This is a genomic window from Arthrobacter alpinus, assembly GCF_001294625.1.
Classification (GTDB): Bacteria; Actinomycetota; Actinomycetes; order Actinomycetales; family Micrococcaceae; genus Specibacter; species Specibacter alpinus_A.
In genome coordinates this window covers 1,473,668-1,498,874 of the sequence record NZ_CP012677.1, presented here as the reverse complement: position 1 = coordinate 1,498,874, position 25,207 = coordinate 1,473,668, and the positions used below count along the sequence as shown (strand labels likewise).

The window sequence follows — 25,207 nt, the reverse complement described above, 5'->3', positions numbered from 1 at the left end:
CATGACATCACTGGCATTCACGGCCACCGGGGCCGCACAGGCCGCCGGGATCGCACACCTTGAAACATTGGTTGCCGACCAGGTCGCCTCACGCATCTTTGCCAAGGACGCCACCTTGTGGGGCGCCGACGCGCAGGCCGAGTCAGCCATCCGTTTGGGCTGGGTCCAGGCGCCGGAAGTTTCCGCTCCCCTCGTCGCCCAGATCACAGCCTTGCGCGCCGAATTTTTGGCCGAAGGTGTCACCCACATTGTCCTGTGCGGCATGGGGGGCTCCTCGCTGGCGCCGGAGGTCATCACCGCCACGGCGGGCGTTGAGCTGACGGTGCTGGACAGTACGGAGCCCGGCCAGGTCCGTGCCGCGGTTTCGCACCGCTTGGCATCCACCGCCATCGTGGTTTCCTCCAAGTCCGGTTCCACCCTGGAAACCGATTCCCAGCGGCGCATTTTCGAGCAGGAGTTCACGACGGCCGGGATCGATGCCAAATCCCGCATTGTGATCGTCACCGACCCCGGTTCCCCGCTGGATGCCTCCGCCCGCGCCGCCGGCTACCGCAAAATCTTCAACGCCGATCCCCACGTGGGCGGGCGCTACTCCGGACTGACTGCTTTTGGGCTGGTTCCGTCGGGCCTCGCCGGTGTTGATGTGCAGGCGCTGCTGGATTCGGCCGAGGAGTCGGGGGAGTTCCTGCGCGAGGACGACGCTGACAACATTGGTTTGCGCCTTGGCGCAGCTTTGGGTGGCACTTCGCCGCTGCGCAATAAGATTGTCATCGTTGACGAGGGTTCGGGCATTGTTGGTTTCGCTGACTGGGCCGAACAGCTCATCGCCGAATCCACGGGGAAGCTGGGCACAGGGGTTCTGCCGGTGGTGGCTGAGCCGAACTCCCCCGAGGTTACAGGGGGTGCCGCCGATGTCCTGGTGGTGCGCCTGGTGGCCGGGGACGCCGACGTCGAACTTCGCGAGAACGAGGTCACCATTGCCGGTGACCTGGGCGCCCAGATGATGGTGTGGGAGTTTGCCACCGCCGTGGCCGGGCGCCTGCTGGGCATCAACCCCTTCGACCAGCCGGACGTTGAGGCGGCCAAGTCGGCCGCGCGCGGCCTGCTCGACGACACCCCCGTACCCACGCCCGCCCTCTTCATCGACGGTGCCATTGAGGTGCGCTGCGCCAACGACGACGCCTCCTGGCTTGACGGCGTCTCCACCGTGCCGGCGGCGTTGGCTGCCATACTCGGGACCTTGCCTGCTGATGGCTACCTGAGCGTGCAGGCGTACCTAGACCGGCTCGCCAATGCCTCCTTGTCCGTGGTCCGTGACGAACTCGCGGCGGTTGCGACCCGTCCCGTCACCTTTGGTTGGGGACCGCGCTTTTTGCATTCCACCGGCCAGTTCCACAAAGGGGGCCCGGCCGTTGGTGTGTTCGTTCAAATTACTGGTGACGCGGTTGCCGACCTGGCGATACCGGACCGTCCGTTCACGTTTGGGGAGCTCATTGCGGCCCAGGCGGCAGGCGACGCGCAGGTTTTGGCCGACCACGGCCGGCCCGTGCTGCGATTACACCTGAGGGATATTGCCGCTGGTGTTGAACAATTGAAAACTGTGGTGGCGGCACTGGCTGGCCATCACACCGACGCATAAGGCGTATAGACCCCCGATGCCATTACGTGCTGCAACAAATAATGCAAACCCGCTTCGGGACAGTCGCGACCGGCGGCTGTCCCGGGTTGCGGGCCCGTCCTCACTGGTCCTTTTCGGTGTCACCGGCGACTTGTCTCGCAAGAAACTCATGCCCGCCGTGTATGACCTGGCCAATCGTGGCTTATTGCCGCCCAGCTTCGCGTTGGTGGGGTTCGCCCGCCGCGAGTGGGACAACCAGGACTTTGCGGCCCAGGTCAAGGCCTCGGTTCAGGAATACTGTAGGACGCCCTTCGATGAGGCTGTCTGGAACCAGCTCAGCGAAGGCATCCGTTTTGTGCAGGGCGAGTTTGATGACCACGAGGCTTTTGAGCGCCTGAAAACAACACTCGCTGAATTGGATGCCCAGCGCGGCACCCAGGGCAACCACGCGTTTTACCTGTCCATTCCGCCTAAGGCGTTTGAGCAGGTCTGCCGCCAGCTTTCGGACCACGGCCTGGCTCAAAGCACCGGCACCGACTGGCGCCGGGTGGTTATCGAGAAGCCTTTCGGACACAATCTGGAGTCCGCCCGGGCGTTGAACGACATTGTGGAGTCAGTGTTTGACCCCGATTCGGTGTTCCGCATTGACCACTACTTGGGCAAGGAAACCGTCCAGAACATCTTGGCCCTACGGTTCGCCAACCAATTTTTTGAACCCCTGTGGAACGCCAACTATGTTGACCACGTGCAAATCACCATGGCCGAGGACATTGGCACCGGTGGCCGTGCAGGCTACTACGACGGCGTCGGTGCTGCCCGCGACGTCATCCAGAACCACCTCCTGCAGCTCCTAGCCCTCACAGCGATGGAGGAGCCCATCTCCTTCAACGCCCAGCACTTGCGTGCGGAAAAGGAAAAGGTGCTCGCTGCCGTGAAACTTCCGGCAGATTTGTCCGGCCACTCGGCCCGCGGCCAATTTGCTGGCGGCTGGCAAGGTGGTGAGCAGGTGCTCGGCTACCTAGACGAGGAAGGAATCCCGGCAGACTCAACCACGGAGACGTTTGCCGCAATCCGCCTGGACATCAACACCCGCCGCTGGTCCGGTGTACCCTTCTACCTGCGGGCAGGCAAACGGTTGGGCCGGCGTGTAACCGAGATCGCCGTCGTCTTCAAGCGCGCCCCCAACCTGCTGTTCACCGACCATGCGGAGGACGACTTTGGCCAGAACGCGGTGGTCATCCGGGTGCAACCGGATGAGGGCGTCACCATCCGCTTCGGCTCCAAGGTGCCGGGGACGCAGATGGAAGTCCGCGACGTCACCATGGACTTTGGCTACGGCCATGCATTCACCGAATCCAGCCCGGAGGCGTATGAGCGGCTGATCCTTGACGTCCTGCTGGGCGAGCCCCCGCTGTTCCCACGCCACCAAGAGGTTGAGCTGTCATGGAAGATCCTTGACCCGTTTGAGGAATTCTGGGCAGCCCAGGGAATCCAGCCCGAAAGTTATGAGCCCGGCAGCTGGGGACCGGCGTCGGCCGATGAACTGTTGAAGCGTGACGGAAGGACGTGGCGTCGACCATGATCGTAGACCTGCCCAATACAACCACCTCCAAGATCACCAAACGGATCGTCAAGTTGCGTGAACAGGGCGGCGTGGTGGCGCTGAGCCGCGTTTTGACGTTGGTGGTCATCACACAGGACGGGATGGGTGAAGATGCCATCGAGGCGGCGAACCTTGCCAGCCGCGAGCATCCCTGCCGGATCATTGTGCTGGCCTCGGGATCCCCCGAGGAACCGACCAGGCTGGACGGCCAAATCCGTGTGGGTGGCGACGCCGGCGCCTCCGAGGTGATCGTGCTGCGAGGGTATGGGGAACTGTCCGCGGAGAACGAATCGCTGGTCTCGGCACTGCTGCTTCCCGACGCACCCATCGTGGCCTGGTGGCCCCACGGTGCGCCGGCATCCGCCAGCGAAAGCCCCGTGGGACGCATCGCCCACCGCCGGATCACCGACTCGGCGAACTCCTCGGATCCCCGCGCGGCCCTGACACATATTGCTGGCACCTACGCGGCAGGGGACACAGACCTGGCCTGGACCCGGCTCACCAACTGGCGCATCCAGCTGGCTGCCGCCCTGGACCAGTTTGATCCAAGCGACCCCATCACAGGTCTTCAGGTTGAAGGAGCCAGCGACTCCCCCAGCACCCTACTGCTGGCCTCCTGGCTGCACCGGGCCCTGGATGTTCCCATCACCGTGACCGAGGATCAGCAGGGCACAGGCATCCGCCGGGTCGTCATGGAACGAGCCACCGGCAACATTGAACTGTTCCGTCCGGGGAATTCCGAGGCGATCCTGACCCTGCCAGGCCAGCCGGTGCAGAAGCTCTCATTGCCCAGACGTTCCCTGCAGGACTGCCTGGCCGAGGAATTGCGTAGGCTTGACCCTGATGAAGTCTTCGGTGAAGTGGTCACCGAAGGCATGACCAAGTTGTTGGCTGAGGAAAAGGTAGTTCAGGCATGAGTGGAAATGTACGCATCACGGTGCACCCCAGCTTCGATGTGCTTGCGGCCACCACCGCGGCCAGGCTGATCACACGCCTGCTCGACGTGCAAAGTGAACGCGGCGAGGCAACGGTTGTCCTGACAGGGGGGAGCGTGGGAATCGCCACGCTGAAGGCCATCGCCGACTCTCCGGCCCGGCTCTCAGTGGACTGGGCCAAAGTTAATTTTTGGTTTGGTGATGACAGGTTTGTCGACGCCGCTTCCCCCGAGCGGAATGTTGGCCAGGCCACGGCGGCCCTGCTCGGCTCTGTTGGTGTGGACCCGGCCAGGGTCCATGTCATGGCAGCCTCGGACGAGGTTGCGGATCTGGAGGCGGCCGTTGCCGACTACCAGGGGCAGTTGGCTGCCGCGGCTCGCCTGGAGTGGGAGAACGACGACGACGCAACGACCTCCGGTGATGCGAAGGTTCCCCGCTTTGACGTGCTCCTGTTGGGCTTGGGCCCGGACGCGCACATTGCCTCCCTCTTCCCGGACATGGCCGGCATCCGAACGCAAGGGGTCACGGTGGTGGGTGTCACCAACTCCCCCAAGCCGCCGCCGTCGCGCGTGTCCTTGACACTGGAAGCCATCAACACGGCCCAGGAGATCTGGATTGTTGCTGCCGGGGCTGACAAGGCTGCCGCGGTGGGGCTCGGCCTGGCAGGCGCCAACCCGGTCCAGGTTCCTGCCTCCGGCGCCCGCGGGGTCAACAAGACGCTGTGGCTGATCGACCAGGAAGCAGCAGCAAAAGTCCCCGAACAGCTCATACGCCGCGAGAACTAACCCCCCGACGCTCTCGCAGCAAAGGCCAGTTTTTCTCAACGCTGTCCCAGTAGTGGTGGCTAGCCGGAGTTGCCAACTCCACTGGTAATCCTCTGCGAAGCGCGGCAGCCGTGCAGAATGAGACAACGTCCGCAAATATCGGGCCACTGCTGCCAGAGGGTTGCAAAAAAGTTCCCGCCAGGCAAACGCCTGACGGGACCTTTTTTGACGCTGGCCAGTGGGGATTACGTGGAGTAGGACATGATCAGTCCCAGGCCAATGATGACAATTCCCCAGGTGATGCCCAAGACGACGGTAAATCGGTTCAGGTTGCGCTCTGCGACACCTGAGGACCCGAGGTTCGAACTCATGCCTCCGCCGAACATATCGGACAATCCGCCGCCACGACCCTTGTGGAGCAAGATCAAGAGGGTCAGCAGCAAACTGGTGACGCCCAGCAGGATCTGCAGGGCAATTTGAAGTGCTTCCACTTTTGGCCTTTCAGCATGAAAAAAATTCGTTCCCCGGCTTGGGAAATGAGGCGTATTTGTAAGAAATCTTGGACGGATCCGGTCACGAGTGCTGTGGTCCGCAGTTCATTCTATCCGGCTGGCCCCACACATGGCCAATCCCGCCCTGATGCTCGGCGAGGGTCTCGACAGGCTCGACCACGCAAAGGGCTACTTGGTGACGAGGTGGCTTTCAAAACGGGCGATGCTGGCGAATTCGCCGGCGTCCAGGCTGGCGCCACCGACGAGCACTCCGTCAACGTCGCGCTCGGCCATGATGGCGGCCACGTTGTTGGCCTTGACGGATCCGCCATACAACAAACGGGTCTTGGCAGCCGTTTCGGCGTCGAAGAGTTCCACCAGCTCGGCACGGATGGCGGCGCAGAGTTCCTGGGCGTCCTCGGGGCCGGCAACTTCGCCGGTGCCGATGGCCCAGACGGGCTCGTAGGCGATGACGAGTTCTGCGGCCTGCTCGGCACTCAAACCTGCCACGCCGGCACGGACCTGAGCCAGCGTGTGCTGCACATGGGTGCCGGCCTTGCGGATCTCCAGGCCTTCGCCAGCGCACAGGACGGGGGTGAGCTCGTTCCGGAAGGCGGCCTTGACCTTGGCGTTGAGCAGTTCGTCGCTCTCACTATGGATTTCGCGGCGTTCGCTGTGGCCCACCAGGACGTAAGTGCAACCGAGCTTGTTCAGGAACGCACCGGAGATATCGCCGGTGTATGCGCCGGAATCCTTGTCCGAGAGGTCCTGGCCACCGTAGCTCAGCTTGAGCTTGTCGCCGGCAACCAGGGTCTGAACACCGCGGATGTCGGTGAACGGCGGGAAGACGGAGACTTCAACGCGGCTGAAGTCGTGGCGGGCGTCCGAAAGCGTCCATGCCAGCTTCTGCAGCAAGGTGATGCCCTGGACGTGGTCCATGTTCATCTTCCAGTTGCCGGCAATCAGCGGTGTGCGGTCAAATGAACCGTTGGTTGAAGTCGTCATCGCTCTCTCGTTCCTTGGCGTAGCTAAAGAAATACTTGAAAAAAACTCGTTGCGCCGGATGGCGCATGCAAAGGCGGCGGCGGGATAGACCCGCCACCGCCTCATTGATTAACGCTCCAGAGCGCTCAATCCGGGGAGTTCCTTGCCTTCAAGGAACTCCAGGCTCGCCCCGCCACCGGTGGAGATGTGCCCGAAGTCCGAGTCTGCGAACCCGAGCGTGCGCACGGCCGCGGCCGAGTCGCCGCCGCCGACGACCGTGAAGCCCCCGCCGCTGCTGGCCGCACGCAAGGCACTGGCCACGGCGCGGGTTCCTTCGGCAAACGCTGCGAACTCAAACACGCCCATGGGCCCGTTCCAGAACACAGTCTTGGCTTCCAAGATGGCTGCGGCGAAGGCTGCCCCGGAGACCGGTCCAATGTCCAAGCCCAAGCCCGAGGCGGCGAAAGAGCTGGATTCGATGGCGTCCGCGGGAACCGTCTCATGGGCTGCGTCGGCGGCAAAGCTTGCAGCAACCACAACGTCGGTGGGCAACACAAAGGTGGTGCCTGCCGCCGCGGCGCGCGCCAGATAGTCCTTGACCACGGGGATCTGGTCCGCCTCCAGTAGCGATGCCCCAACCTTGTGGCCCTGGGCCGCGAGGAAGGTGAAAAGCATGCCGCCGCCAACTAAAATGGTGTCTGCCTTGCCCAGCAGATTCTCAATGACGGCAAGCTTGTCCGAGACCTTGGAACCGCCCAGAACCACGACGTAGGGGCGTTCGGTGTTAGTGGTCAGCTTGCGCAGGACCTCCAACTCGGTACGCACCAGATCACCCTGGTAGGAGGGCAACAGTTTGGCGATGTCATAGACACTGGCGTGCTTGCGGTGGACGGCACCGAAGGCGTCATCCACATAAGCGCCATGCTCCCCCGTTAAGGAGGCGAGCTCGGCCGCGAAAGCCGCACGTTCGCCGTCGTCCTTAGATGTTTCGCGGGCGTCAAAGCGCACGTTCTCCAGCACCAGAACGGACCCGTCGGCCAACGTCGCGGCAGCTGCCTGCGCGGCGGGACCGGTGGTGTCGGCGGCCAAGGTCACGTTGAGTTCGGGAGCCAGCTCCGCCAGGCGGGCCACGGCGGGGGCCAAGGAGTACTTGGCCTCCGGGGTACCCTTCGGGCGTCCCAGGTGGGCACTGAGCAGGACCTTGGCACCGGCGTCGGCCAATTCCTTGATTCCGGGCAGTGAGGCCCTGATGCGACCATCATCCGTGACATGCGAGCCGTCAAGCGGCACGTTCAAATCACTACGGATAAGAACGTACCGCCCGCGGACACCTTCATCGATGAGCTCGCTGAGGGTGTGAAGTGTCATTATTTGATCCTTAGAGCTTCGAAGCTACGAGCTCGGTCAAGTCGACCAAGCGGTTGGAGTAGCCCCACTCGTTGTCGTACCAGGAAACAACCTTGACCTGGTTGCCAATGACCTTGGTCAGGCCCGAATCGAAGATGGACGAGGCCGGGTCCCCAACAATGTCAGAGGAAACGATCGGATCTTCGGTGTAGGTCAGGTAGCCAGCCAGCTTGCCTTCCGCAGCTGCAGCCTTGTAAGCGGCATTCACTTCTTCAACAGTGACCTCGCGGCTCACGATTGCGGTCAAGTCAGTCGCGGAACCTGTGGGGACCGGTACACGGATGGCGTAGCCGTCCAGCTTACCCTTGAGCTCGGGCAGGACAAGGCCGATAGCTTTAGCTGCACCCGTCGAGGTGGGGATCATGTTGATCGCTGCGGCGCGGGCACGGCGGAGGTCCTTGTGCGGGCCGTCCTGCAGGTTCTGATCGGCAGTGTAGGCGTGGATGGTGGTCATCAGGCCACGCTCCAGACCGAAGTTGTCGTTCAGGATCTTGGCCAGCGGGCCCAGGCAGTTGGTGGTGCAGGATGCGTTGGAGATGATGTGGTGTGTGGCGGGGTCGTACAGCTCGTCGTTGACACCCAAAACCACTGTGATGTCTTCGTCCGACGCCGGTGCTGAGATCAGGACTTTCTTGGCGCCAGCATCGATGTGCTTCTGAGCGTCGGCAGCCTTGGTGAAGAAGCCTGTGGATTCGATGACGATGTCAACGCCCAACTTGCCCCAGGGGAGGTTTGCGGGATCGCGCTCTGCCAAGACAGTGATGGTCTTGCCGTCAACCACAAGGTGGCCATCGACAACTTCAACTGAAACGGACAGGCGCCCGTTGACGGAGTCGTACTTGAGCAGGTGGGCCAGGGCCTCGGGGCTGGTGAGGTCGTTGACGGCAACGATCTCAATGTCGGCGCCCTGTGCCAATGCGGCGCGGAAGTAGTTGCGGCCGATGCGGCCGAACCCGTTAATACCAATACGAGTAGTCACTTAGTTCTCTCCTTGGTGCTCTTGCGAGCACGCGTAGTCAGGTTGAAGGGTTAGTTTCAACCGTTGATTCCCGCACGACGTTGGGCAGAGATTTTTAATGAGCGGATTCCTGCAGGCTCGGAAGCCTGCGCATCCACGTTTATTGGTGCAGCACGCACCGCGGTGGCGCTGCTTTTGACCTTCGTGACCCATATTACGTTCTTTGGGGCCCGCCCCGGAAATCTTGTGGGGCGGGCGTCCATATATTGGTCACCTCGAGGCGTGTGGCCTTAGGCGGGCAGGATCAGGCCCGTTGCGTGCTTGCGGGCAGCCTCAAAGCGCTTGGCGACGTCGGCCCAGTTCACGATGTTCCAGAACGCCTTGACGTAGTCGGCCTTGACGTTGACGTAGTCCAGGTAGAAGGCGTGCTCCCACATGTCGAGCATGAGCAACGGCGTGGTGGCCACGGGGACGTTGCCCTGCTGGTCAAAAAGCTGCTCGATCAAGATGTTGCCGCCCAGGCCCTCGTAGGACAGAAGCGCCCAGCCGGAACCCTGGATGCCCATGGCTGCGGCGGTGAAGTGTGCGCGGAAAGCGTCGAAGGAACCAAAGGCGTCGTCGATCGCCGCGGCCAGCTCGCCCTCGGGCTTGTCGCCACCCTCGGGTGAAAGGTTGTTCCAGAAAATGGAGTGGTTGGTGTGGCCACCGAGGTTGAAGGCCAGGTCTTTGGAATACTTGGCGACGTTGGCGAAGTTGTTGCTCTCGCGCGCCTCGGCGAGCTGGTCCAAAGCCGTGTTGGCGCCGGCAACGTAGGCGGCATGGTGCTTGCTGTGGTGCAGCTCCATGATGCGGGCAGAAATGTTGGGCTCCAGGGCAGCGTAGTCATAGCTGAGTTCTGGGAGTGTGTACTTGGTCACGGTTCCTCCATTGCAATTTTTCTGGTGAGCTTGGCCGAGCGTTCTCACTCCCGTGCCAAGCTGCATGACTGGTTGATTGCCAGTGATGTTTCTACTCTTTCATACTAGGGCCGATTACTGCTCCAACATGTCAAAAGTGACATTGGATTCGGTACCCGGAATGCCAAGATCCAGGGCTTTTTTGTCCGCCATGGCCAGCAGACGGCGGATCCGTCCGGCGATGGCATCCTTGGTCAATGGCGGATCGGCCAGCCTGCCCAGCTCATCAAGGCTTGCCTGTTTGTGGGCGACACGCAGCTCGCCCGCATATTTGAGGTGTTCCGGGACGTCCTCGCCCAGGATCTCCAGGGCGCGGTCAACACGGGCACCGGCAGCAACAGCGGCCTGCGCCGAGCGGCGCAGGTTGGCGTCGTCGAAATTGGCTAGGCGGTTTGCCGTGGCCCGGACCTCCTTGCGCATTCGCCGTTCTTCCCAGACCAGCAAAGTCTCATGGGCCCCCATGCGGATCAACAGTGCGGCGATGGTGTCGCCGTCACGGATGACGACACGGTCAATGCCGCGCACCTCACGGGCCTTAGCGGCGATGTCGATCCTCCTGGCGGCTCCCACTAATGCCAGGGCCGCTTCCGGGCCCGGGCAGGTCACCTCCAAGGCTGAGGACCGTCCGGGTTCGGTGAGTGAGCCGTGGGCCAGGAACGCCCCACGCCAGACAGCTTCGGCGTCGGCCGCTGAACCGTTCACGACGACGGAGGGTAAGCCCCGAACAGGGCGCCCGCGCCCGTCCAGTAGCCCGGTTTGCCTGGCCAGGGCTTCGCCGTCGCGAACCACGCGCACCACATAGCGGTTGCCGCGACGCAATCCCCCACCGGAGACCACGATGATTTCACTTTGGTGTCCGTAAATTTCGGCGATCGCCACGCGCAGGCGCCTGGCCGTTGCGGCGGAGTCCACTTCTGCTTCGATAACGATGCGCCCGGAAATAATGTGCAGCCCACCGGCGAAACGAAGCAGAGCCGAAATCTCGGCCTTGCGGACAGAGGATTTCTTGATGTCCAGCCGAGACAATTCTTCTTTAACAGCAGCTGTCAGTGCCATGGTTCACGCCTTCGCTCTCACGTACCTAGTGGTCCTTAGAAAATGTCTCGATATGCCGCTGCCAACCGCAGCGGGTCATGGACCGGCGTTCCGGCGGAACTTCCCACCCTACCGAATACAACCTCCGCCCCCATCATTGCGGCGGCTTCTGTGAACTCGACTACATCCGAAATGGAGGAAGGATCCGCCAGGACGACGTCGACGTCGAACTCGGGTGCATAACGGGAGATGACGCGCAGGTGGTCGGCGGCGTTCATGCCGGTGGCCTCTTGATCGTTGATGTCAAGGTTCATGGTCACGAGCCGTTTGGCCTTGGTGGTGCACAGGGCCGTTCGCAACTGGGGCAACAGCAGGTGCGGAAGGACCGAGGTGTACCAAGAGCCCGGCCCCAACACCACCCAATCGGCGTCGTGGATGGCCGCCACGGCCTCCGGGCAGGCGGGCGCGTCCTGGGGCACTAGGCGTACGTTGTCGACCTCGCCGGCCTTGGCTAGGCGGGCCTGGCCGCTGATGGTGTAGCCGGGGGGATGAACTCCGTGGGTGGAGGCCTTGACCTGGCCTTCAATGGTCAATGGCACACTTGCCATGGGGAGCACTTCCCCCCGGGCACCCAGCAGCGCACCAGCCCACCGCAGCCCGGCCACGGGGTCCCCCAATAGTTCCCACAAGGTGACGATGAGCAAATTGCCCAGGGCGTGGTTGTCCAGGGATCCGCTGACACCCTCCCGGGAGGTAAATCGGTGTTGCATGACATCACGCCACGTCCTGCCCCAGTCGGTGTCATCACACAGTGCGGCCAAGGCCATGCGCAGATCGCCAGGGGGCAGGACACCCAGCTCGTCGCGCAAGCGCCCGGAGGAGCCGCCGTCGTCCGCAACCGTGACAATGGCCGTGAGATTGCTTGTCAGTAGCCGCAACGCGGACAAGGACGCTGACAGGCCGTGCCCACCACCCAAGGCTGCAACCTTGACCCCTGACTCAACGCCTTGCAGCCGCCCGGCCGCCGGGATGATCGGCAGGATTCCCGTGTACACGCCTACTCCCGGCCCAGGTCGCGGTGCCTGATACTAGTGGTGACTCGGGGCAGCTGGCTCAGGCGTTTCGCCAGTTCAATCGCGACGGCCACCGAACGGTGTTTTCCTCCCGTGCAGCCGACGGCGATGGTGGCGTAGTGCTTGTTTTCGCGGCGGTAGCCGTCAAAAACAGGTTCGAGTGCGTGGACGAAGCGGTCCACGAAATCAGCGGCCCCATTGTCCTTGAGCACAAAATCGCTCACCGCAGCATCCTGGCCCGTCAGGGGGCGCAAGGCAGGGATCCAATGAGGGTTGGGGATGAACCGGACGTCGGCGACGTAGTTTGCGTCCACGGGCAGGCCGTATTTGAAGCCAAAACTCATGACGGTCAGGCTCAGAACCACGGGACCTGTTTCGGAGAACAGCTCTGTGACGGCGGAGGCAAGTTCGTGGACATTCATGACTGAGGTGTCAAGGACCATCTCGGCCTGCGACTTCATCTCGGCGAGCAAGATCCGTTCGGCACCGATACCGTCAAGGATACGCCCATCCTCTTGCAAGGGGTGGGGGCGGCGTCCTTGTTCAAAGCGCCGGACCAGGGTGTCGTCGCTGGCGTCCAGGAACAAGACCCGGTAGCTGACACCAGCCGCTGACAACGCGTTCAGGGATTCCCGGATGTCGGCAAAGAGCGCCTTGCCGCGCACGTCGACGACGACGGCGAGCTTGGGCAGGGCTGCTGGCATCCGTGAGACGAGTTCAGCTAAGGTGCCAAGCATCTGCGGCGGCAGGTTTTCAATGACATACCAGCCGTGATCCTCCAGCGCGTTGGCTGCCGTGCTCCGACCGGCACCTGACATGCCGGTGACAACCAACAGTTCAGACTCCGCCGGCTTAACCGAGGTTAGGTCATCGTCCTTGGCTGCGGGCGTCTGGTCCTGCTCCGTCATTGCGCATCCTTACTACTTAGTCATTTCCAACGCTCTTTGCGTGGCTGGGTCACAAAACAGTTGCTACCGTGCCAGCCTAGTCACTATAAGGCCAGCAAATTCAAAGCCAGTACTTTTTTGCTCAGTCCAGGATTTCCCCTGTCGTCATATTCACCGCCGGGGCGGGCGCCTCACCTTCCACACCGGTGCGCAACGACTCATGGATGGAACGGGCCAGGACCGGTCCCACACCCTTCACCTTCGTCAATTCCTCGGCCGTGGCGCCCCGGACCTTCTTCATCGAGCCAAAGTGGTCCAGCACTGCCTTTTGCTTCGCGGTGCCCAGGCCCGGGACGGTGTCCAGCACTGAGGCTGTCATGGCTTTGCCCCGCTTGGCGCGGTGGAAGGTGATGGCAAAGCGGTGCGCCTCGTCACGGATGCGTTGGAGCAGGTACAGGCCTTCGGAGGAGCGGGGCAAGATGACGGGAAAGTCACTCTCAGGCACCCACACCTCCTCCAGGCGCTTGGCAAGCCCAATGACGGCCACATCCGTGATCCCCAGGTCCGCTAGCGCCCGCGACGCCGCGTTAACTTGGGGTACACCGCCGTCGACCACCACCAGGTTCGGTGGGTAGGCGAATTTAGAGGTGGGCGTGTCTGCCGCTTCCTGGCCGGGGATCCCCGCCGCGGCGACTTCCCCGCTGGCCGCCACCGTCGTGGCGCGGGCCTCCTTCTCGTTGAGGTAGTTCCGGAACCGGCGTGTGATGACGTCATACATGGAGGCGGTGTCATCGATGGCTGCCTCACCGGTGATGGCAAATTTCCTGTACTCGCCCTTCTTGGCCAGCCCGTCTTCCACCACCACCATGGAGGCCACCACATTGGTGCCTTGCACGTGCGAAATGTCGTAACACTCAATGCGCAGCAGCGGCATGGGCAGCTCCAGGGCTTCCTGGAGTTCCTGCAACGCCAGTGAGCGGGTGGTCAGGTCCCCTGCACGCCGTGACTTGTGCAGTGCCATGGCCTGGTGTGCGTTGGCCTGGACGGTGTCCATGAGCGCGGCTTTTTCCCCACGCTGGGGCACCTTGATGGAAACCTTGCCCTGTCGCAGCCCGCCGAGCCATTGGGTTAGGTATTCGTGGTTGGTAGGCAGTTCGGGGACCAATATTTGGCGCGGAATCGCGTCCTGCTGATGTGCTTCGGCGCCGTACGCCTGTTGCATCAAGTGCTCCCACAGTTGTGCGTCGGAGGCGTCCTCAACTTTTTCCACCACCCATCCGCGCTGGCCACGGATACGGCCACCGCGCACAAAAAATACCTGCACAGCTGCCTCAAGGTCGTCTTGTTCCACGGCAAAGATGTCCGCGTTGGTGTCTTCGCTGAGCACCACGGCGTTGCGCTCAAAGACCTTGCGCAGGGCGATAATGTCGTCGCGCAGCCTGGCGGCCTGCTCATAGTCGAGCTCGGACACGGCCCCGGCCATCTTCTTTTCCAGTGTCTTGATGAACCGGGTGCCCTCGCCACCCATGAAGTCGCAAAAGTCCTGGGCGAGCGCCTTGTGGTCCTGAACACTGATACGTCCCACACAGGGTGCCGCACATTTGTCGATATACCCCAGCAGGCACGGCCGGCCGCTGCGTTCGGCGCGGCGCAGCACGCCCACGCTGCAGCTACGCACCGGAAAGACCCGTAACAAGGTGTCCATGGTTTCCCGGATGGCGCCAGCGGTGTAGGGGCCAAAGTATTTGGTGCCCTTGCGCCGCTCGCCGCGCATGACCTGCACACGCGGGAACTTCTCGCTCATCGACACGGCCAGGTACGGATAAGTCTTGTCATCCCGGAAGGCTAAGTTGTAGCGCGGAGCGAACTCTTTGATCCAGGTGTATTCAAGCTGCAGGGCTTCGAGTTCGCTACCTACAATGGTCCACTGCACGCTGGCCGCATGGTGGACCATGGCATGGGTTTTGGGCAGCAACGTGGCCGGGTTTGCAAAGTAGGAATTCAACCGTGAACGCAGGTTCTTGGCCTTGCCCACGTAGATGATCCGTCCATGCTCGTCACGGAAACGGTACACGCCGGGGTCGGTCGGAATCTCGCCCGGCTTTGGCCGGTAAGTTGCTGGATCTGCCACACACCCATTCTAGGCTGGGCGGCGGGTGGGAACTATTCCGCGGCGGGGCTCTGGTTGTATTTGGCGCTTCGTTCCTGGCCGCTCAACTCGGCGATGGCATCCATAATGGTGTCAGTGACGTGGCGGCGCGCGGGCAGGGAGTGATCCGGTCCGGTCTTCTCAAAATACAGGGGCTTGCCGAAGCGCAGCGTGAAGGGGGCGGGCTTGATCATATTCTTGCCAGCCGGTTGCAGTTTTTCGGTGCCGATGATGCCCACGGGAATCACCGGCGCACCGGTGGTCAGGGCAAGCCAGCCCACGCCAGTTCTGCCGCGGTACAAGATGCCATCACGGGAACGGGTCCCCTCCGGGTAGATTCCCACGCCGTCTCCGCTGCCAAGAATCTCCAGCAGCGTTTTCAGGGCCTGGACGCTGGCTGCCTGCTCGCCGCGCTCCACGGGGATGGAATGCACTGATTCGAAGAACGACTTCATCAGCTTGCCCTTGAGGCCCTTGCCGGTGAAGTACTCGGCCTTGGCAAAGAAGGAGACGGGCCGGGGGGTCAGGGCCTGGACAATCACCGAATCAAAGAAGGACAAATGGTTCGGCGCCACAATGAATGCACCGTCGGTGGGCACGTTCTCCAGCCCCTCCACGGTGGGACGGCACAAGGCGGTGATGGTGCCTTTCGTTAGCACTCGGGTGAGGTCATAGAGCGCCATGTACGGCCCCCGGTCCGGTTCCTGCGCCCGCAACGTTTGGGAGTATCGCGGCCAGCTCAGTTGTTGACTGTACGACGGCGGCAACCCCTGCCGCCTCCAGCTCACCTTCCGGGGCGAATCCCCAGGTGACACCAATGCAGTCAAGTCCGTTGGCGCGGGCGCCGTTGACGTCCTGGTGCCTGTCCCCCACCATGATGGCCGAACCGGCCGGAACTGACAGTGCAACCAGCGCGGCGGCGATGATCTCGGCCTTGCCTTTGCGGTAGCCGGGCTCGCCGGGCATGAGTGTTTCGTCAGCGTTGGAACCGCAGATCACCTCAAAGTACTCGGCAATCCCATGATGCGCCAGCAGGGTCTTGGCGAGTGGTTCCGGTTTTTGCGTGGCAACCGCCAGCGGCACGCCAGCGGCACGGAGCCGCGCCAGAAGTTCCTTGATGCCCGGGTACAGCACCGACATGCCTATCCCCGTGTTGCCGTACCAGTCCCGGTAGACGGCTATGACCTCCGGCACCTGGTCCACGCAGATGCCCGCATGGCTGACAAGCGAGTCAGCGAGCTTGGGTCCGATCATGGCGTTAAGGACGTCGGCGCCGGGAACTGGCAGGCCCATAACCTGCAAGGCATGTTCGATGCCGCCGGTGATGCCCCCGGCAGGGTCGACGAGGGTACCGTCCAAGTCGAAGAGGACAGCCTTGAGGGAACCGTCATGGGCAATGGGGGGTGCGGCAATAGTCACGTCCATAGTTTCTCACGAGCTGCCCCGACCCGTGCGCATCCATGCCCGGACGGGAATACTTTAGCCCTGGAGCACTTCCCGCAGGAACGTCGCAGTGTAACTGACCTCACTCTTGGCTACCTTCTCGGGCGTTCCAGTGGCGATGACCTGCCCGCCGCCGGTACCGCCGTCAGGGCCCAGATCCACAACCCAGTCCGCCGTCTTGATCACGTCTAGGTTGTGTTCAATGACGATTACGGTGTTGCCCTTCTCCACCAAACCCTGCAGGACCAGCAAGAGTTTGCGAATGTCCTCAAAGTGCAGGCCCGTGGTGGGCTCGTCCAGCACGTAGATGCTGCGCCCATTGGAACGCTTTTGCAGTTCGGCAGCCAGTTTCACGCGCTGCGCCTCACCGCCTGAGAGGGTGGTGGAGGCCTGCCCCAGCCTGACGTAGCCAAGCCCGACGTCGACCAGCGTGCGCAGGTGCCGGGCAATAGGGGTGAACGCGGCAAAGAACTCGGCGCCTTCCTCGATTGGCATGTTCAAAACGTCGGCAATCGATTTGCCTTTGTAGTGGACCTCCAAGGTTTCCCGGCTGTAGCGGGCCCCGTGACAGACCTCGCACGGCACATACACGTCCGGCAGGAAGTTCATTTCAATCTTCAGCGTGCCGTCGCCCGTGCACGCTTCGCAGCGCCCGCCCTTAACGTTGAAGGAGAACCGGCCGGGCTGGTAACCGCGCATCTTGGATTCGTTGGTCTCGGCGAAGAGCTTGCGAATATTATCGAAGACGCCCGTGTAGGTGGCCGGGTTGGAGCGCGGCGTACGGCCGATGGGGCTCTGGTCGACGTGCACCACCTTGTCAAGGTGTTCCAGCCCGTCGATGCGCAGGTGACGTCCGGCCACCTGCTTGGCACCGTTTAGCTTGTTGGCCAGCACCTTGTACAGGATCTCGTTGACCAAAGTGGACTTACCGGAGCCGCTGACGCCGGTGACGGCGGTCAGCACACCCAGGGGGAAGGCCACATCCACGTTGCGTAGGTTGTTTTCCTTCGCGCCGATGACCTTGAGCTCACGCGATTTGTCGTACTTGCGGCGTTTGGCCGGCACGGCGATCTTCTTGCGCCCGGACAAGTAGTCGCCGGTGAGTGAGTTCGTGTTGGTGAGCAGATCGGCCAAGGAACCCGAATGCACCACCTGGCCGCCGTGCTCGCCTGCGCCGGGGCCAATGTCAACGATCCAGTCGGCCTCACTGATGGTGTCTTCGTCGTGTTCGACAACGATGAGAGTGTTGCCCAGGTCGCGAAGCCGGGTCAGGGTCTCAATGAGCCTGCGGTTATCACGTTGATGCAAGCCGATGGAGGGCTCGTCCAGGACATACAGCACCCCCACCAGGCCTGATCCGATCTGGGTGGCCAGCCGGATGCGCTGGGCTTCGCCGCCGGAGAGAGTCGCCGAGGCCCGTTCCAGGCTCAGGTACTCCAGGCCGACGTCGAGCAGGAACCGCAGGCGGGCCTGGATCTCTTTCAGGACCTGGCTGGCGATCTGGGCTTCCCGGCCGGTCAACACCAGAGTGGAGAGGAAGCTGAAACTCTCGCGCATGGACATCGCGCAGACTTCTGCGATTGACTTGCCGTTGATCAACACGGACAGCGAGGCAGGGTTCAGCCGGGCTCCCCCGCAAGCCGGGCAGGGAATCTGGCGCATGTACTCTTCGTACCTGTCGCGGGCGGAGTCGGATTCGGTTTCGATGTGCTTGCGCTGGATGTACTGCACGGCACCTTCAAAGCCGGTGCTGTACTTGCGCTCCCTGCCGAAACGGTTTTTGTACTGCACCACTACCTTGTGGTCCTTGCCGTACAGGATCGCCTGGCGGGAGCCGGTGTCCAGTTTGTTCCAAGAGTCATCAAGGCTGAAGCCCAGCTCGTCGGAGAGGCCTTCCAAAAGCCGGTTCCAATACTCGGTGGTGGCTGTGCCCAGCGACCACGGCGCGATGGCGCCTTCACGCAAGGAAAGGAACGGGTTGGGGACAACGAGTTCCTCGTCAACCTCAAGCCTGGTGCCGATGCCGCTGCACGCGGTGCAGGCGCCAAAAGGGTTGTTGAAAGAAAACGAGCGCGGCTCGATTTCATCAATGGCCAGAGGGTGCTCGTTGGGGCAGGCGAGGTTCTCCGAGAAAGAACGGATCCGTCCGGCGTCGTCGGCATCCAGGTCCACCAGCTCGGCCAGGACCCTGCCCTCGGCCAGGCCCAGAGCCGTTTCCACCGAGTCTGTTAGGCGTTGCTGGATGCCTTCCTTGACCACCAGCCGGTCAACAACCACCTCAATGGTGTGCTTGAAGGTCTTCTTTAGCTTGGGCGGATCGGAGAGCTGAATCTGTTCCCCGTCCACTTTGGCGCGGGCGTAACCCTTGGCGGTGAGCTCCCGGAACAGCTCCACAAACTCGCCCTTGCGGTCCCGCACCACCGGGGCAAGGACCTGGAAGCGCGTGCCTTCGGGCATTTCCAGCAGCTGGTCCACGATCTGCTGCGGGGTTTGTTTGGCGATGGGCTCCCCGCACACCGGACAGTGTGGGGTTCCCACGCGGGCCCAGAGCAAGCGCATGTAGTCGTAAATTTCGGTGATGGTGCCGACCGTGGAGCGCGGGTTCTTGGAGGTGGACTTCTGGTCGATGGAGACGGCCGGGGAAAGCCCCTCGATGAAGTCAACGTCCGGCTTGTCCACCTGTCCCAGGAATTGCCGGGCGTAGGCGGAAAGCGATTCCACGTAGCGGCGCTGGCCCTCGGCAAAAATGGTGTCAAAGGCGAGGGAGGACTTGCCCGAGCCGGAGAGACCGGTGAAGACGATCATGGAGTCGCGCGGAAGGTCCAGGTCCACGTTGCGAAGGTTGTGTTCGCGGGCGCCCTTGACGATCAAGCGCGACAAGTCAGGGCGCGACACAGTGGACTCGGTGGTGGAATTCTGGGGCATTTTTTCCTTCAAAGTACTGTCCAAACCCTGGACGCGATGGTGCGCCAACAATTAAAAGTATAGTCGAAGCTTTGTTCGAACAAGGTGGTTAGCGGGCGGAACCGCGCTCAAGCGCCGCCGCCACAATGGCAAGCGCCTTGGGGCTTGGCACACCCAGCTCCCGAGCGACCAGCGCGAAGGCGTCCGCAGCGTCTGCCATCTGGGCGCCGATGAGGTCCCCGCCGGAGGTTACGGAGGTGCCGCTGCGCCCGGCTGTGGCCACGATCCCGGCCTGCTCAAGTTCTCGGTACGCCCGTGCCACAGTGTTCGCCGCAACGACCAGGTCGGCCGCCAAGGACCGCACCGAGGGTAGCTTCGTCCCGACAGCCAGTTCACCGGCCGACACCAGGTCCAGGATGCGCAGCCGGATTTGTTCATACGGCGGCACCGTGGACTCGGTGTCCAGGCGCCAGCGGCGCATCAAAATATCCATGGAATTCATAACCGGCTCACCTCTTCCACCAGCGGGTCCCCGAACTGGCTCATATACAGATCGTAGTAGAACCCCCTGTGAGCTAGCAGCACGTCGTGGCTGCCTTGTTCAATGATCTCACCGTTGTTCATCACCAATATTAGGTCCGCGTCGCGAATCGTGGAAAGCCTGTGCGCAATGACGAAACTGGTCCGGTTGGAGCGCAGCTTGTTCATGGCCTGGCGGATCATGACCTCGGTGCGGGTGTCCACGGAACTAGTGGCCTCGTCCAGGATCAGGATGCCGGGCTTGGCAATCCACGCCCGGGCAATGGTCATGAGCTGGCGCTGCCCCTGGCTCAGACCGCCGCCGTCGTCCGTCAAGACCGTGTCGTAGCCTTCCGGCAGGGACCGGACAAAGTGGTCGACGTGGGTAGCCACGGCAGCCTCGATGATGTCCTCCTCCGTGGCGCCCACCCTGCCGTAGGCCAGATTCTCCCGGATGGTCCCGCCAAAGAGCCACGCGTCCTGCAACACCATGCCGAACTGGCTGCGCAGTTCGGCGCGGCTCAGGTGGGCGGTGTTGACGCCGTCGACCGTGATGGTGCCGGAGTCAATCTCGTAGAAACGCATGAGCAGGTTCACCAGCGTGGTCTTACCGGCGCCGGTGGGGCCCACAATGGCCACGGTCTGGCCGGGCTCGACCACCAAGGACAGGTCCTTGATGAGCGGTTCGCCAGGGTTGTAGCCGAAGTTGACGTGGTCAAAGACAACCCGGCCGCGAGGTTCCGGCAACGTTGCCGCGGGGCTGTACTCGGGGCTCTGCTCTTGAGCATCCAGCAGGGCGAAGACCCGCTCGGCGGAGGCGACGCCGGACTGCAGCAAGTTGATCATGCTGGCCAGCTGCGCCATCGGCTGGCTGAACTGGCGGGAGTACTGGATGAACGCCTGCACACTGCCGATCGTCAGGGTGCCCTGCGCCACCTGGATGCCGCCGAGCACGGCCACGACCACATAGTTCAGGTTGGCGATGAAGTTGGTGCTGGGCATGATGATGCCGGAGATGAACTGTGCCTTGGCGCTGGATTCGTACAGGTAGTCGTTGGAGACCCGGAACTTCTCAATGGCCATATCCTGCTGGCCGAAGGCCTTAACAATTTCGTGGCCGGTGAACATTTCCTCCACATGCCCGTTGAGGTCACCGGTGCTTTTCCACTGCGCCGCGAACTGCACCTGGGAACGTTTGGCGATCATGACCGTGATGCCGGCGATGAGCGGCACCGTCAGCAGCGAGATGCCGGCCAGCAGCGGGGAGATGGAGAACATCATGCCCAACACCCCGCACACCGTGAGTACGGCGATGAGCACCTGGGTCAGGGTCTGGTTCAGGGTTTGGGAGAAGTTGTCAATGTCGTTAGTGACACGGGAGAGCACATCGCCACGGGATTCCTGTTGGAAGTGGGACATGGGGAGCCGGTTCAGCTTACTTTCAATGTCCTCACGCAGCCGGTACATGCCCCGCTGGACGATGCCGGTGGTCATGAATCCCTGGGACCAGTTGAAGAAGAACGCCGCAACATACAAGCACAGCACCACCACGAGGACGGCGCCGAGCCCGGCCAAGTCAAGGCCCTGCCCGGGCACCACGTTCATGGCGTTGAGCATGTCGGCCAGCTGGCTCTGGCCGCCGGCACGCAGTTCCGCAACGGCCTGGGCCTTGGTGGTGCCGGCGGGAAACCTAGCCAGCATTTTGCCGACGACGCCGTCAAAGATGATGTCTGTGCCTTTGCCGAGCACCTTCGGCGCCACGACCGACAAGCCCACCGACACGGCAGCCATGGCGACCACGGCTGTGATGCGCAGCCTGTCGATGGCCAGCAGGCCCAGGATGCGCTTGAGGCTGGGCCCGAACGTCATCGCTTTTTGTGGCGGGCCGCCCCGGCCACCCCCGCGCATCATGCTCATGCCCGGCTCCCTTCGTCGTCAGTGCTGAGCTGTGAGGTCACAATTTCTTGGTAGGTGGGGCAGTTTTCCAACAACTGCGCATGTGTGCCCTGCCCGACCAGCCGCCCCTCGTCCAGGACCAGGATGTTGTCCGCATCCACGATGGTGCCTACGCGCTGGGCGACGACGAGCACGGCCGCGTCGCGGGTGATGGGCTTCAACGCCGCGCGAAGCTTGGCGTCGGTGGCGTAGTCAAGGGCGGAAAAACTGTCGTCAAAGAGGTACACGGACGGCCGGGCAGCGATGGCGCGTGCAATGCACAGGCGCTGCCGCTGGCCGCCGGACACATTGGAGCCGCCCTGGTCGATGGGCGCTTCCAGGCCGCCGGGCATCTCCTTGACGAAGTCGGCGGCCTGCGCGGTTTCCAGGACCTCCCACAGTTCCTCGTCCGTCGCCTCCGGGTTGCCCATGCGCACATTGCTGGCCACCGTGCCGGAGAACAGGTAGGCCCGCTGCGGCACCAGCCCGATCGAGCCGCGCAGCCCGGCCAGGGAGACCGCCTTGATGTCATGGCCACCGAGTTCGATGGCGCCCGCGGTGCTGTCCAGGAGCCTGGGGATGAGGTTCACCAGTGTTGACTTGCCGCTGCCGGTTGAGCCGATGATCGCCGTCGTGGTTCCCGGGCCAGCGGTGAAGCTGACGCCGGAGAGCACCGGGTTCTGAGCGCCGGGGTAGCTGAACGCGGCGTTGCGCACGGCAAGCTGGCCGTGGAGCCGGTCTACGGCCAGGGCGCCTGGGGCGTCCACGACGCTGGCCTCGGTGTCCATGACCTCGGTGATGCGTTCGGCGCTGACCGCGGCGCGCGGGATCATCATGAACATAAACATGGCCATCATGACCGACATCAGGATCTGCATGATGTAGCTCAGGAACGCGGTCAACGCACCAATCTGCATGTCCCCGGTGTCGATGCGCTGCCCGCCAAACCAGAGCACACCCACGCTGGTGACGTTGACGACGAAGAAGATGGTGGGGAACATCAGCGAGAGTAGCCGCCCGGCCCGCAGCTGGGAGGCGGTCAGGGCGCCGTTGGCGGTGGCGAAGCGCTCGGCCTCGTAGTCGCGGCGGCCGAAGGCGCGGATGACGCTGATGCCGGTGATCTGCTCGCGGAGCACCCCGTTGATGTCGTCCAATTGGCGCTGCACCTTGCGGAAGGTGGGCACCAGGACGCGCACGATCAGGCCGATGGTGACGATCAGCACCGGTAGGATCACCAGCAGAAGCCCGGACAGCGGCACATCCTGTGCCATGGCCAGGATGATCCCGCCGACGCACATGATCGGCGCCGTGACCATCATGGTGAACGACATCAGGGTCAGCATCTGCACCTGCTGAACGTCGTTGGTGGTGCGGGTGATCAGCGATGGGGCGCCGATGATCCCGACCTCCCGGGAGGAGAACGTCTCGACCTTATTGAACAGGTCGCGGCGGATCGCCCGGCCCACCCCCATGGCCAGTCGGGCGCTGAGGTAGGTGGCGGCGATGGCGCACACGACCTGCCCGGCGGTGATCAGCAGCATCCACATGCCCAGGCTCGTGATGACGTCGAGGTCGCCCTTGACAACGCCGTCGTCAATGATGTCGGCGTTGAGCGTCGGCAGGAACAAAGTGGCAATGGTAGAGAGGAATTGCAGCACCACAATGCCTGCCAGGGGCACCTTGTGGGGCGCTAAGTTGCGCGCTATCAGTTGAAACAGCACAAATTCCTCCCGTGGGTCCCTCGAATATTCTCACTCAGCTATCAACGTACTCCTGACGGGCTCCTCTTGTCAGCGCGTACTGCCTGTGTGTTTGCCGTGGCGCGGCTGTGCATGGGCTGCCGGTCATTCCAGGCACGACGCCGGTTCCCGGCCGGGTGCCGTTGGCTATTACGTTTTCGGGATAGCTGCGTTAGTATTACGAGTAAGTAATACTGAAGAACCTATTACGAAAAGGTCATGAAATGGCAATGCAGGGCACGATGCGAAAGACGTCCGATCTGGGCTTGATGGTGCTGGCTGTGCGCAAGCGCCACAATCTCACCCAGGTTGAGCTGGCGGAGCGGCTGGGCGTCAGCCAACGCTATCTTTCGGAGCTGGAGACCGGACGACCCAAGGTCCTCAACGCTAAACTCCTGCAGCTTCTTGCCGACCTCGGCATCGAGCTGAGCTTTCGGGAAGTGGAATGACCACGGACGGCCGGCTTCCGGTCCACCTATACGGCACGCACGTGGGGAATCTCAGGAAGGGCCGGGGGGACGACGTGGCCTTTGAGTCGGCCCCAGCGGGAATCGAGCGATTTGGCGTCGCCTCCACTGTGCTCTCCACCAGCCTTCCGCTGGGGCCGCGGGATTCAACCACCGCAGCTGCCGCCGCCTTTTTTGGCGGCCTGCTGCCGGAAGGCCGCGGGCTGGCGAACCTTGCCGCCCAGGCGCGGTGCGGGACCGCGGATGTGCACGCGATGCTCGACTATGCCGGCCTGGACGTTGCCGGGGCGCTGCAGGTTGGCAGCAGGGCCGGTTCGGGCACCGGCAGCTACCGGCCGGTGACCGATGCCCAGATTGCCGAGCGGTTCGCCAGAATCGGAAACTATGCGCTGGGTGCCCCCGGCGGCGGCGGGTCGATTACCGGCTACCAGCCCAAAACCACGCTGGCGCGCATCGGAAACCAGTGGCTCGAAGCCCTGGATGGCGCCCCTACCACACACATCCTCAAACCGCTCCCCCCGGAATTCGTGGGAGCGTTGCATGCCGAGGCGTATTGCCTGGAGATCGGCCGTCGCTGCGGCTTGACGACCTTTGCCAGTGAAGTCCTCAATTTTGCGGGCAGCCCGGCCCTGGTGGTCGAACGCTACGACCGGCGTGTCGACGACGGCGGTACCGTCCACCGCATCCACCAGGAGGATGCGGCCCAGGCGCTGGGTCTGCCGTGGGGCGGCGATGCGAAGTTTGAATCCTTCCCGCCGTTCAGGGCCACCTTGAAAAACATTGCCGGCCTGCTGCCCCGGCGCCGGACAGTGCTTGGCGGCGGAACAGACGACCGGGAGCGGCTGCTCGCGTTCATGACCTTGAATGTGGCCGTGGGCAATACGGATGCCCATGCGAAGAATTTCTCACTGCTGCACCTCCCCAACGGAAGGATTGAGCTGGCCCCGCTGTACGACGTGCTCCCCCAGGTGCTGAGCCCCGACGGACAGCAGAATCTGGCCATTGGGGTCAACGGCTTGCGGTTCCAGCCATCTGTGACCCTAGCGGATCTGGTGGCCGAGGGGCAGTCGTGGGGGCTGGAGCAGGATCGGGCGCGCAGCGTAGCCAAGGAAACGCTCAAACAGGTACGCTACGCGGTGGAGGAATCCGGGGCGGCCGAGGTGGCGAAAAACGTGCCCCTGCTGGTTGCCAACCAGGCCAAAAACCTGCTCAACGGCAAACGTGCGGCGGTCTCGGCCGGCGGCCCGGTGACCCTGGCCCACCTGCTGCCCGTCTCGGCTATGCCGAAAAATACGGGCGGCAGGCGCCCGGGGAACTGACACACAGGGGATGCCGGCGAA

Annotated in this window: 21 protein-coding genes; 6 read left to right on the top strand and 15 right to left on the bottom strand. The window is 62.9% G+C overall.

Features of this window, described 5'->3' with window-relative positions:
• The first annotated feature begins 1 nt into the window (after nt 1).
• From AOC05_RS06635 to pgl, 4 genes are read left to right on the top strand one after another with little or no spacing between them, the layout of a single operon-like run.
• Entirely contained in the window at nt 2-1,639 is a 1,638-nt protein-coding gene (locus AOC05_RS06635; RefSeq protein ID WP_062006554.1) for a glucose-6-phosphate isomerase, read from the top strand.
• 16 nt (nt 1,640-1,655) lie between these two features.
• Complete coding sequence (zwf, locus tag AOC05_RS06630) at nt 1,656-3,200, top strand: glucose-6-phosphate dehydrogenase (protein ID WP_062006553.1); 1,545 nt, start codon at nt 1,656-1,658, stop codon at nt 3,198-3,200.
• Nucleotides 3,197-4,138, top strand: coding sequence for a glucose-6-phosphate dehydrogenase assembly protein OpcA (locus tag AOC05_RS06625; RefSeq protein ID WP_062006552.1), 942 nt, complete (start codon nt 3,197-3,199; stop codon nt 4,136-4,138). Before zwf ends, AOC05_RS06625 begins: the two co-directional genes overlap by 4 nt.
• Entirely contained in the window at nt 4,135-4,941 is an 807-nt protein-coding gene (gene pgl / locus AOC05_RS06620; RefSeq protein WP_062006551.1) for a 6-phosphogluconolactonase, read from the top strand. The genes AOC05_RS06625 and pgl overlap by 4 nt, the downstream gene beginning before the upstream one ends.
• Before the next feature lie 224 nt (nt 4,942-5,165).
• On the opposite strand, the gene secG is transcribed toward pgl, so the two are convergent.
• The 15 genes from secG to AOC05_RS06545 all read right to left on the bottom strand — a co-directional run bounded on the left by secG (nt 5,166) and on the right by AOC05_RS06545 (nt 23,382).
• Nucleotides 5,166-5,411 (bottom strand): preprotein translocase subunit SecG, encoded by a 246-nt coding sequence (gene secG / locus AOC05_RS06615; protein WP_062006550.1) that lies wholly within the window; start codon nt 5,409-5,411, stop codon nt 5,166-5,168.
• 189 nt (nt 5,412-5,600) lie between these two features.
• Nucleotides 5,601-6,416, bottom strand: a complete 816-nt coding sequence (tpiA, locus tag AOC05_RS06610; protein WP_062006549.1) for a triose-phosphate isomerase — start codon at nt 6,414-6,416, stop codon at nt 5,601-5,603.
• 108 nt (nt 6,417-6,524) lie between these two features.
• Nucleotides 6,525-7,763 (bottom strand): phosphoglycerate kinase, encoded by a 1,239-nt coding sequence (locus AOC05_RS06605; RefSeq protein ID WP_062006548.1) that lies wholly within the window; start codon nt 7,761-7,763, stop codon nt 6,525-6,527.
• 10 nt (nt 7,764-7,773) lie between these two features.
• Nucleotides 7,774-8,781: a type I glyceraldehyde-3-phosphate dehydrogenase gene (gene gap / locus AOC05_RS06600; RefSeq protein WP_062006547.1), complete on the bottom strand. Its 1,008-nt coding sequence runs from the start codon at nt 8,779-8,781 to the stop codon at nt 7,774-7,776.
• Between the two features lie 269 nt (nt 8,782-9,050).
• Nucleotides 9,051-9,677, bottom strand: coding sequence for a superoxide dismutase (locus AOC05_RS06595; RefSeq protein ID WP_062006546.1), 627 nt, complete (start codon nt 9,675-9,677; stop codon nt 9,051-9,053).
• 114 nt (nt 9,678-9,791) lie between these two features.
• Nucleotides 9,792-10,772, bottom strand: a complete 981-nt coding sequence (whiA, locus tag AOC05_RS06590) for a DNA-binding protein WhiA (protein WP_062006545.1) — start codon at nt 10,770-10,772, stop codon at nt 9,792-9,794.
• 35 nt (nt 10,773-10,807) lie between these two features.
• Nucleotides 10,808-11,806: a gluconeogenesis factor YvcK family protein gene (locus AOC05_RS06585; protein ID WP_062006544.1), complete on the bottom strand. Its 999-nt coding sequence runs from the start codon at nt 11,804-11,806 to the stop codon at nt 10,808-10,810.
• 2 nt (nt 11,807-11,808) lie between these two features.
• Nucleotides 11,809-12,732, bottom strand: coding sequence for an RNase adapter RapZ (gene rapZ, locus AOC05_RS06580; protein WP_062006543.1), 924 nt, complete (start codon nt 12,730-12,732; stop codon nt 11,809-11,811).
• Nucleotides 12,733-12,853: 121 nt separating this feature from the next.
• On the bottom strand, nt 12,854-14,842 hold the full coding sequence (gene uvrC / locus AOC05_RS06575; RefSeq protein ID WP_062006542.1) for an excinuclease ABC subunit UvrC: 1,989 nt from the start codon (nt 14,840-14,842) through the stop codon (nt 12,854-12,856).
• A 32-nt stretch (nt 14,843-14,874) separates the two neighbouring features.
• The gene (locus AOC05_RS06570; RefSeq protein ID WP_062006541.1) at nt 14,875-15,543 is read right to left on the bottom strand and encodes a lysophospholipid acyltransferase family protein; all 669 of its coding nucleotides are present in this window, start codon (nt 15,541-15,543) and stop codon (nt 14,875-14,877) included.
• Entirely contained in the window at nt 15,530-16,285 is a 756-nt protein-coding gene (locus AOC05_RS06565) for an HAD hydrolase-like protein (RefSeq protein ID WP_062006540.1), read from the bottom strand. Before AOC05_RS06565 ends, AOC05_RS06570 begins: the two co-directional genes overlap by 14 nt.
• Nucleotides 16,286-16,339: 54 nt before the next feature.
• Entirely contained in the window at nt 16,340-19,228 is a 2,889-nt protein-coding gene (gene uvrA / locus AOC05_RS06560) for an excinuclease ABC subunit UvrA (protein WP_062006539.1), read from the bottom strand.
• 88 nt (nt 19,229-19,316) lie between these two features.
• Entirely contained in the window at nt 19,317-19,709 is a 393-nt protein-coding gene (locus tag AOC05_RS06555; RefSeq protein ID WP_230085616.1) for a GntR family transcriptional regulator, read from the bottom strand.
• Nucleotides 19,706-21,643, bottom strand: coding sequence for an ABC transporter ATP-binding protein (locus AOC05_RS06550; RefSeq protein ID WP_062006538.1), 1,938 nt, complete (start codon nt 21,641-21,643; stop codon nt 19,706-19,708). Before AOC05_RS06550 ends, AOC05_RS06555 begins: the two co-directional genes overlap by 4 nt.
• Nucleotides 21,640-23,382 (bottom strand): ABC transporter ATP-binding protein, encoded by a 1,743-nt coding sequence (locus AOC05_RS06545; RefSeq protein WP_062006537.1) that lies wholly within the window; start codon nt 23,380-23,382, stop codon nt 21,640-21,642. The genes AOC05_RS06550 and AOC05_RS06545 overlap by 4 nt, the downstream gene beginning before the upstream one ends.
• A 242-nt stretch (nt 23,383-23,624) precedes the next feature.
• Here AOC05_RS06545 and AOC05_RS06540 point away from each other — a divergent pair, with 242 nt between their 5' ends.
• Both AOC05_RS06540 and AOC05_RS06535 read left to right on the top strand, forming a co-directional pair.
• A complete protein-coding gene (locus AOC05_RS06540; RefSeq protein ID WP_082357810.1) occupies nt 23,625-23,849 on the top strand; it encodes a helix-turn-helix domain-containing protein in 225 nt (74 codons plus the stop codon).
• Nucleotides 23,846-25,186 (top strand): type II toxin-antitoxin system HipA family toxin, encoded by a 1,341-nt coding sequence (locus AOC05_RS06535; RefSeq protein ID WP_062006535.1) that lies wholly within the window; start codon nt 23,846-23,848, stop codon nt 25,184-25,186. Before AOC05_RS06540 ends, AOC05_RS06535 begins: the two co-directional genes overlap by 4 nt.
• The last annotated feature ends 21 nt before the right edge of the window (nt 25,187-25,207 follow it).

What these genes read in the sequence shown, in the direction of transcription:
- AOC05_RS06635 (WP_062006554.1), top strand. Translation starts at nt 2, where the DNA reads ATGACATCACTGGCATTCACGGCCACCGGGGCCGCACAGGCCGCCGGG.
- zwf (WP_062006553.1), top strand. Translation starts at nt 1,656, where the DNA reads ATGCCATTACGTGCTGCAACAAATAATGCAAACCCGCTTCGGGACAGT.
- AOC05_RS06625 (WP_062006552.1), top strand. Translation starts at nt 3,197, where the DNA reads ATGATCGTAGACCTGCCCAATACAACCACCTCCAAGATCACCAAACGG.
- pgl (WP_062006551.1), top strand. Translation starts at nt 4,135, where the DNA reads ATGAGTGGAAATGTACGCATCACGGTGCACCCCAGCTTCGATGTGCTT.
- tpiA (WP_062006549.1), bottom strand. Translation starts at nt 6,416, where the DNA reads ATGACGACTTCAACCAACGGTTCATTTGACCGCACACCGCTGATTGCC.
- AOC05_RS06605 (WP_062006548.1), bottom strand. Translation starts at nt 7,763, where the DNA reads ATGACACTTCACACCCTCAGCGAGCTCATCGATGAAGGTGTCCGCGGG.
- whiA (WP_062006545.1), bottom strand. Translation starts at nt 10,772, where the DNA reads ATGGCACTGACAGCTGCTGTTAAAGAAGAATTGTCTCGGCTGGACATC.
- rapZ (WP_062006543.1), bottom strand. Translation starts at nt 12,732, where the DNA reads ATGACGGAGCAGGACCAGACGCCCGCAGCCAAGGACGATGACCTAACC.
- AOC05_RS06570 (WP_062006541.1), bottom strand. Translation starts at nt 15,543, where the DNA reads ATGGCGCTCTATGACCTCACCCGAGTGCTAACGAAAGGCACCATCACC.
- AOC05_RS06565 (WP_062006540.1), bottom strand. Translation starts at nt 16,285, where the DNA reads ATGGACGTGACTATTGCCGCACCCCCCATTGCCCATGACGGTTCCCTC.
- uvrA (WP_062006539.1), bottom strand. Translation starts at nt 19,228, where the DNA reads ATGCCCCAGAATTCCACCACCGAGTCCACTGTGTCGCGCCCTGACTTG.
- AOC05_RS06555 (WP_230085616.1), bottom strand. Translation starts at nt 19,709, where the DNA reads ATGAATTCCATGGATATTTTGATGCGCCGCTGGCGCCTGGACACCGAG.
- AOC05_RS06550 (WP_062006538.1), bottom strand. Translation starts at nt 21,643, where the DNA reads ATGAGCATGATGCGCGGGGGTGGCCGGGGCGGCCCGCCACAAAAAGCG.
- AOC05_RS06540 (WP_082357810.1), top strand. Translation starts at nt 23,625, where the DNA reads ATGGCAATGCAGGGCACGATGCGAAAGACGTCCGATCTGGGCTTGATG.
- AOC05_RS06535 (WP_062006535.1), top strand. Translation starts at nt 23,846, where the DNA reads ATGACCACGGACGGCCGGCTTCCGGTCCACCTATACGGCACGCACGTG.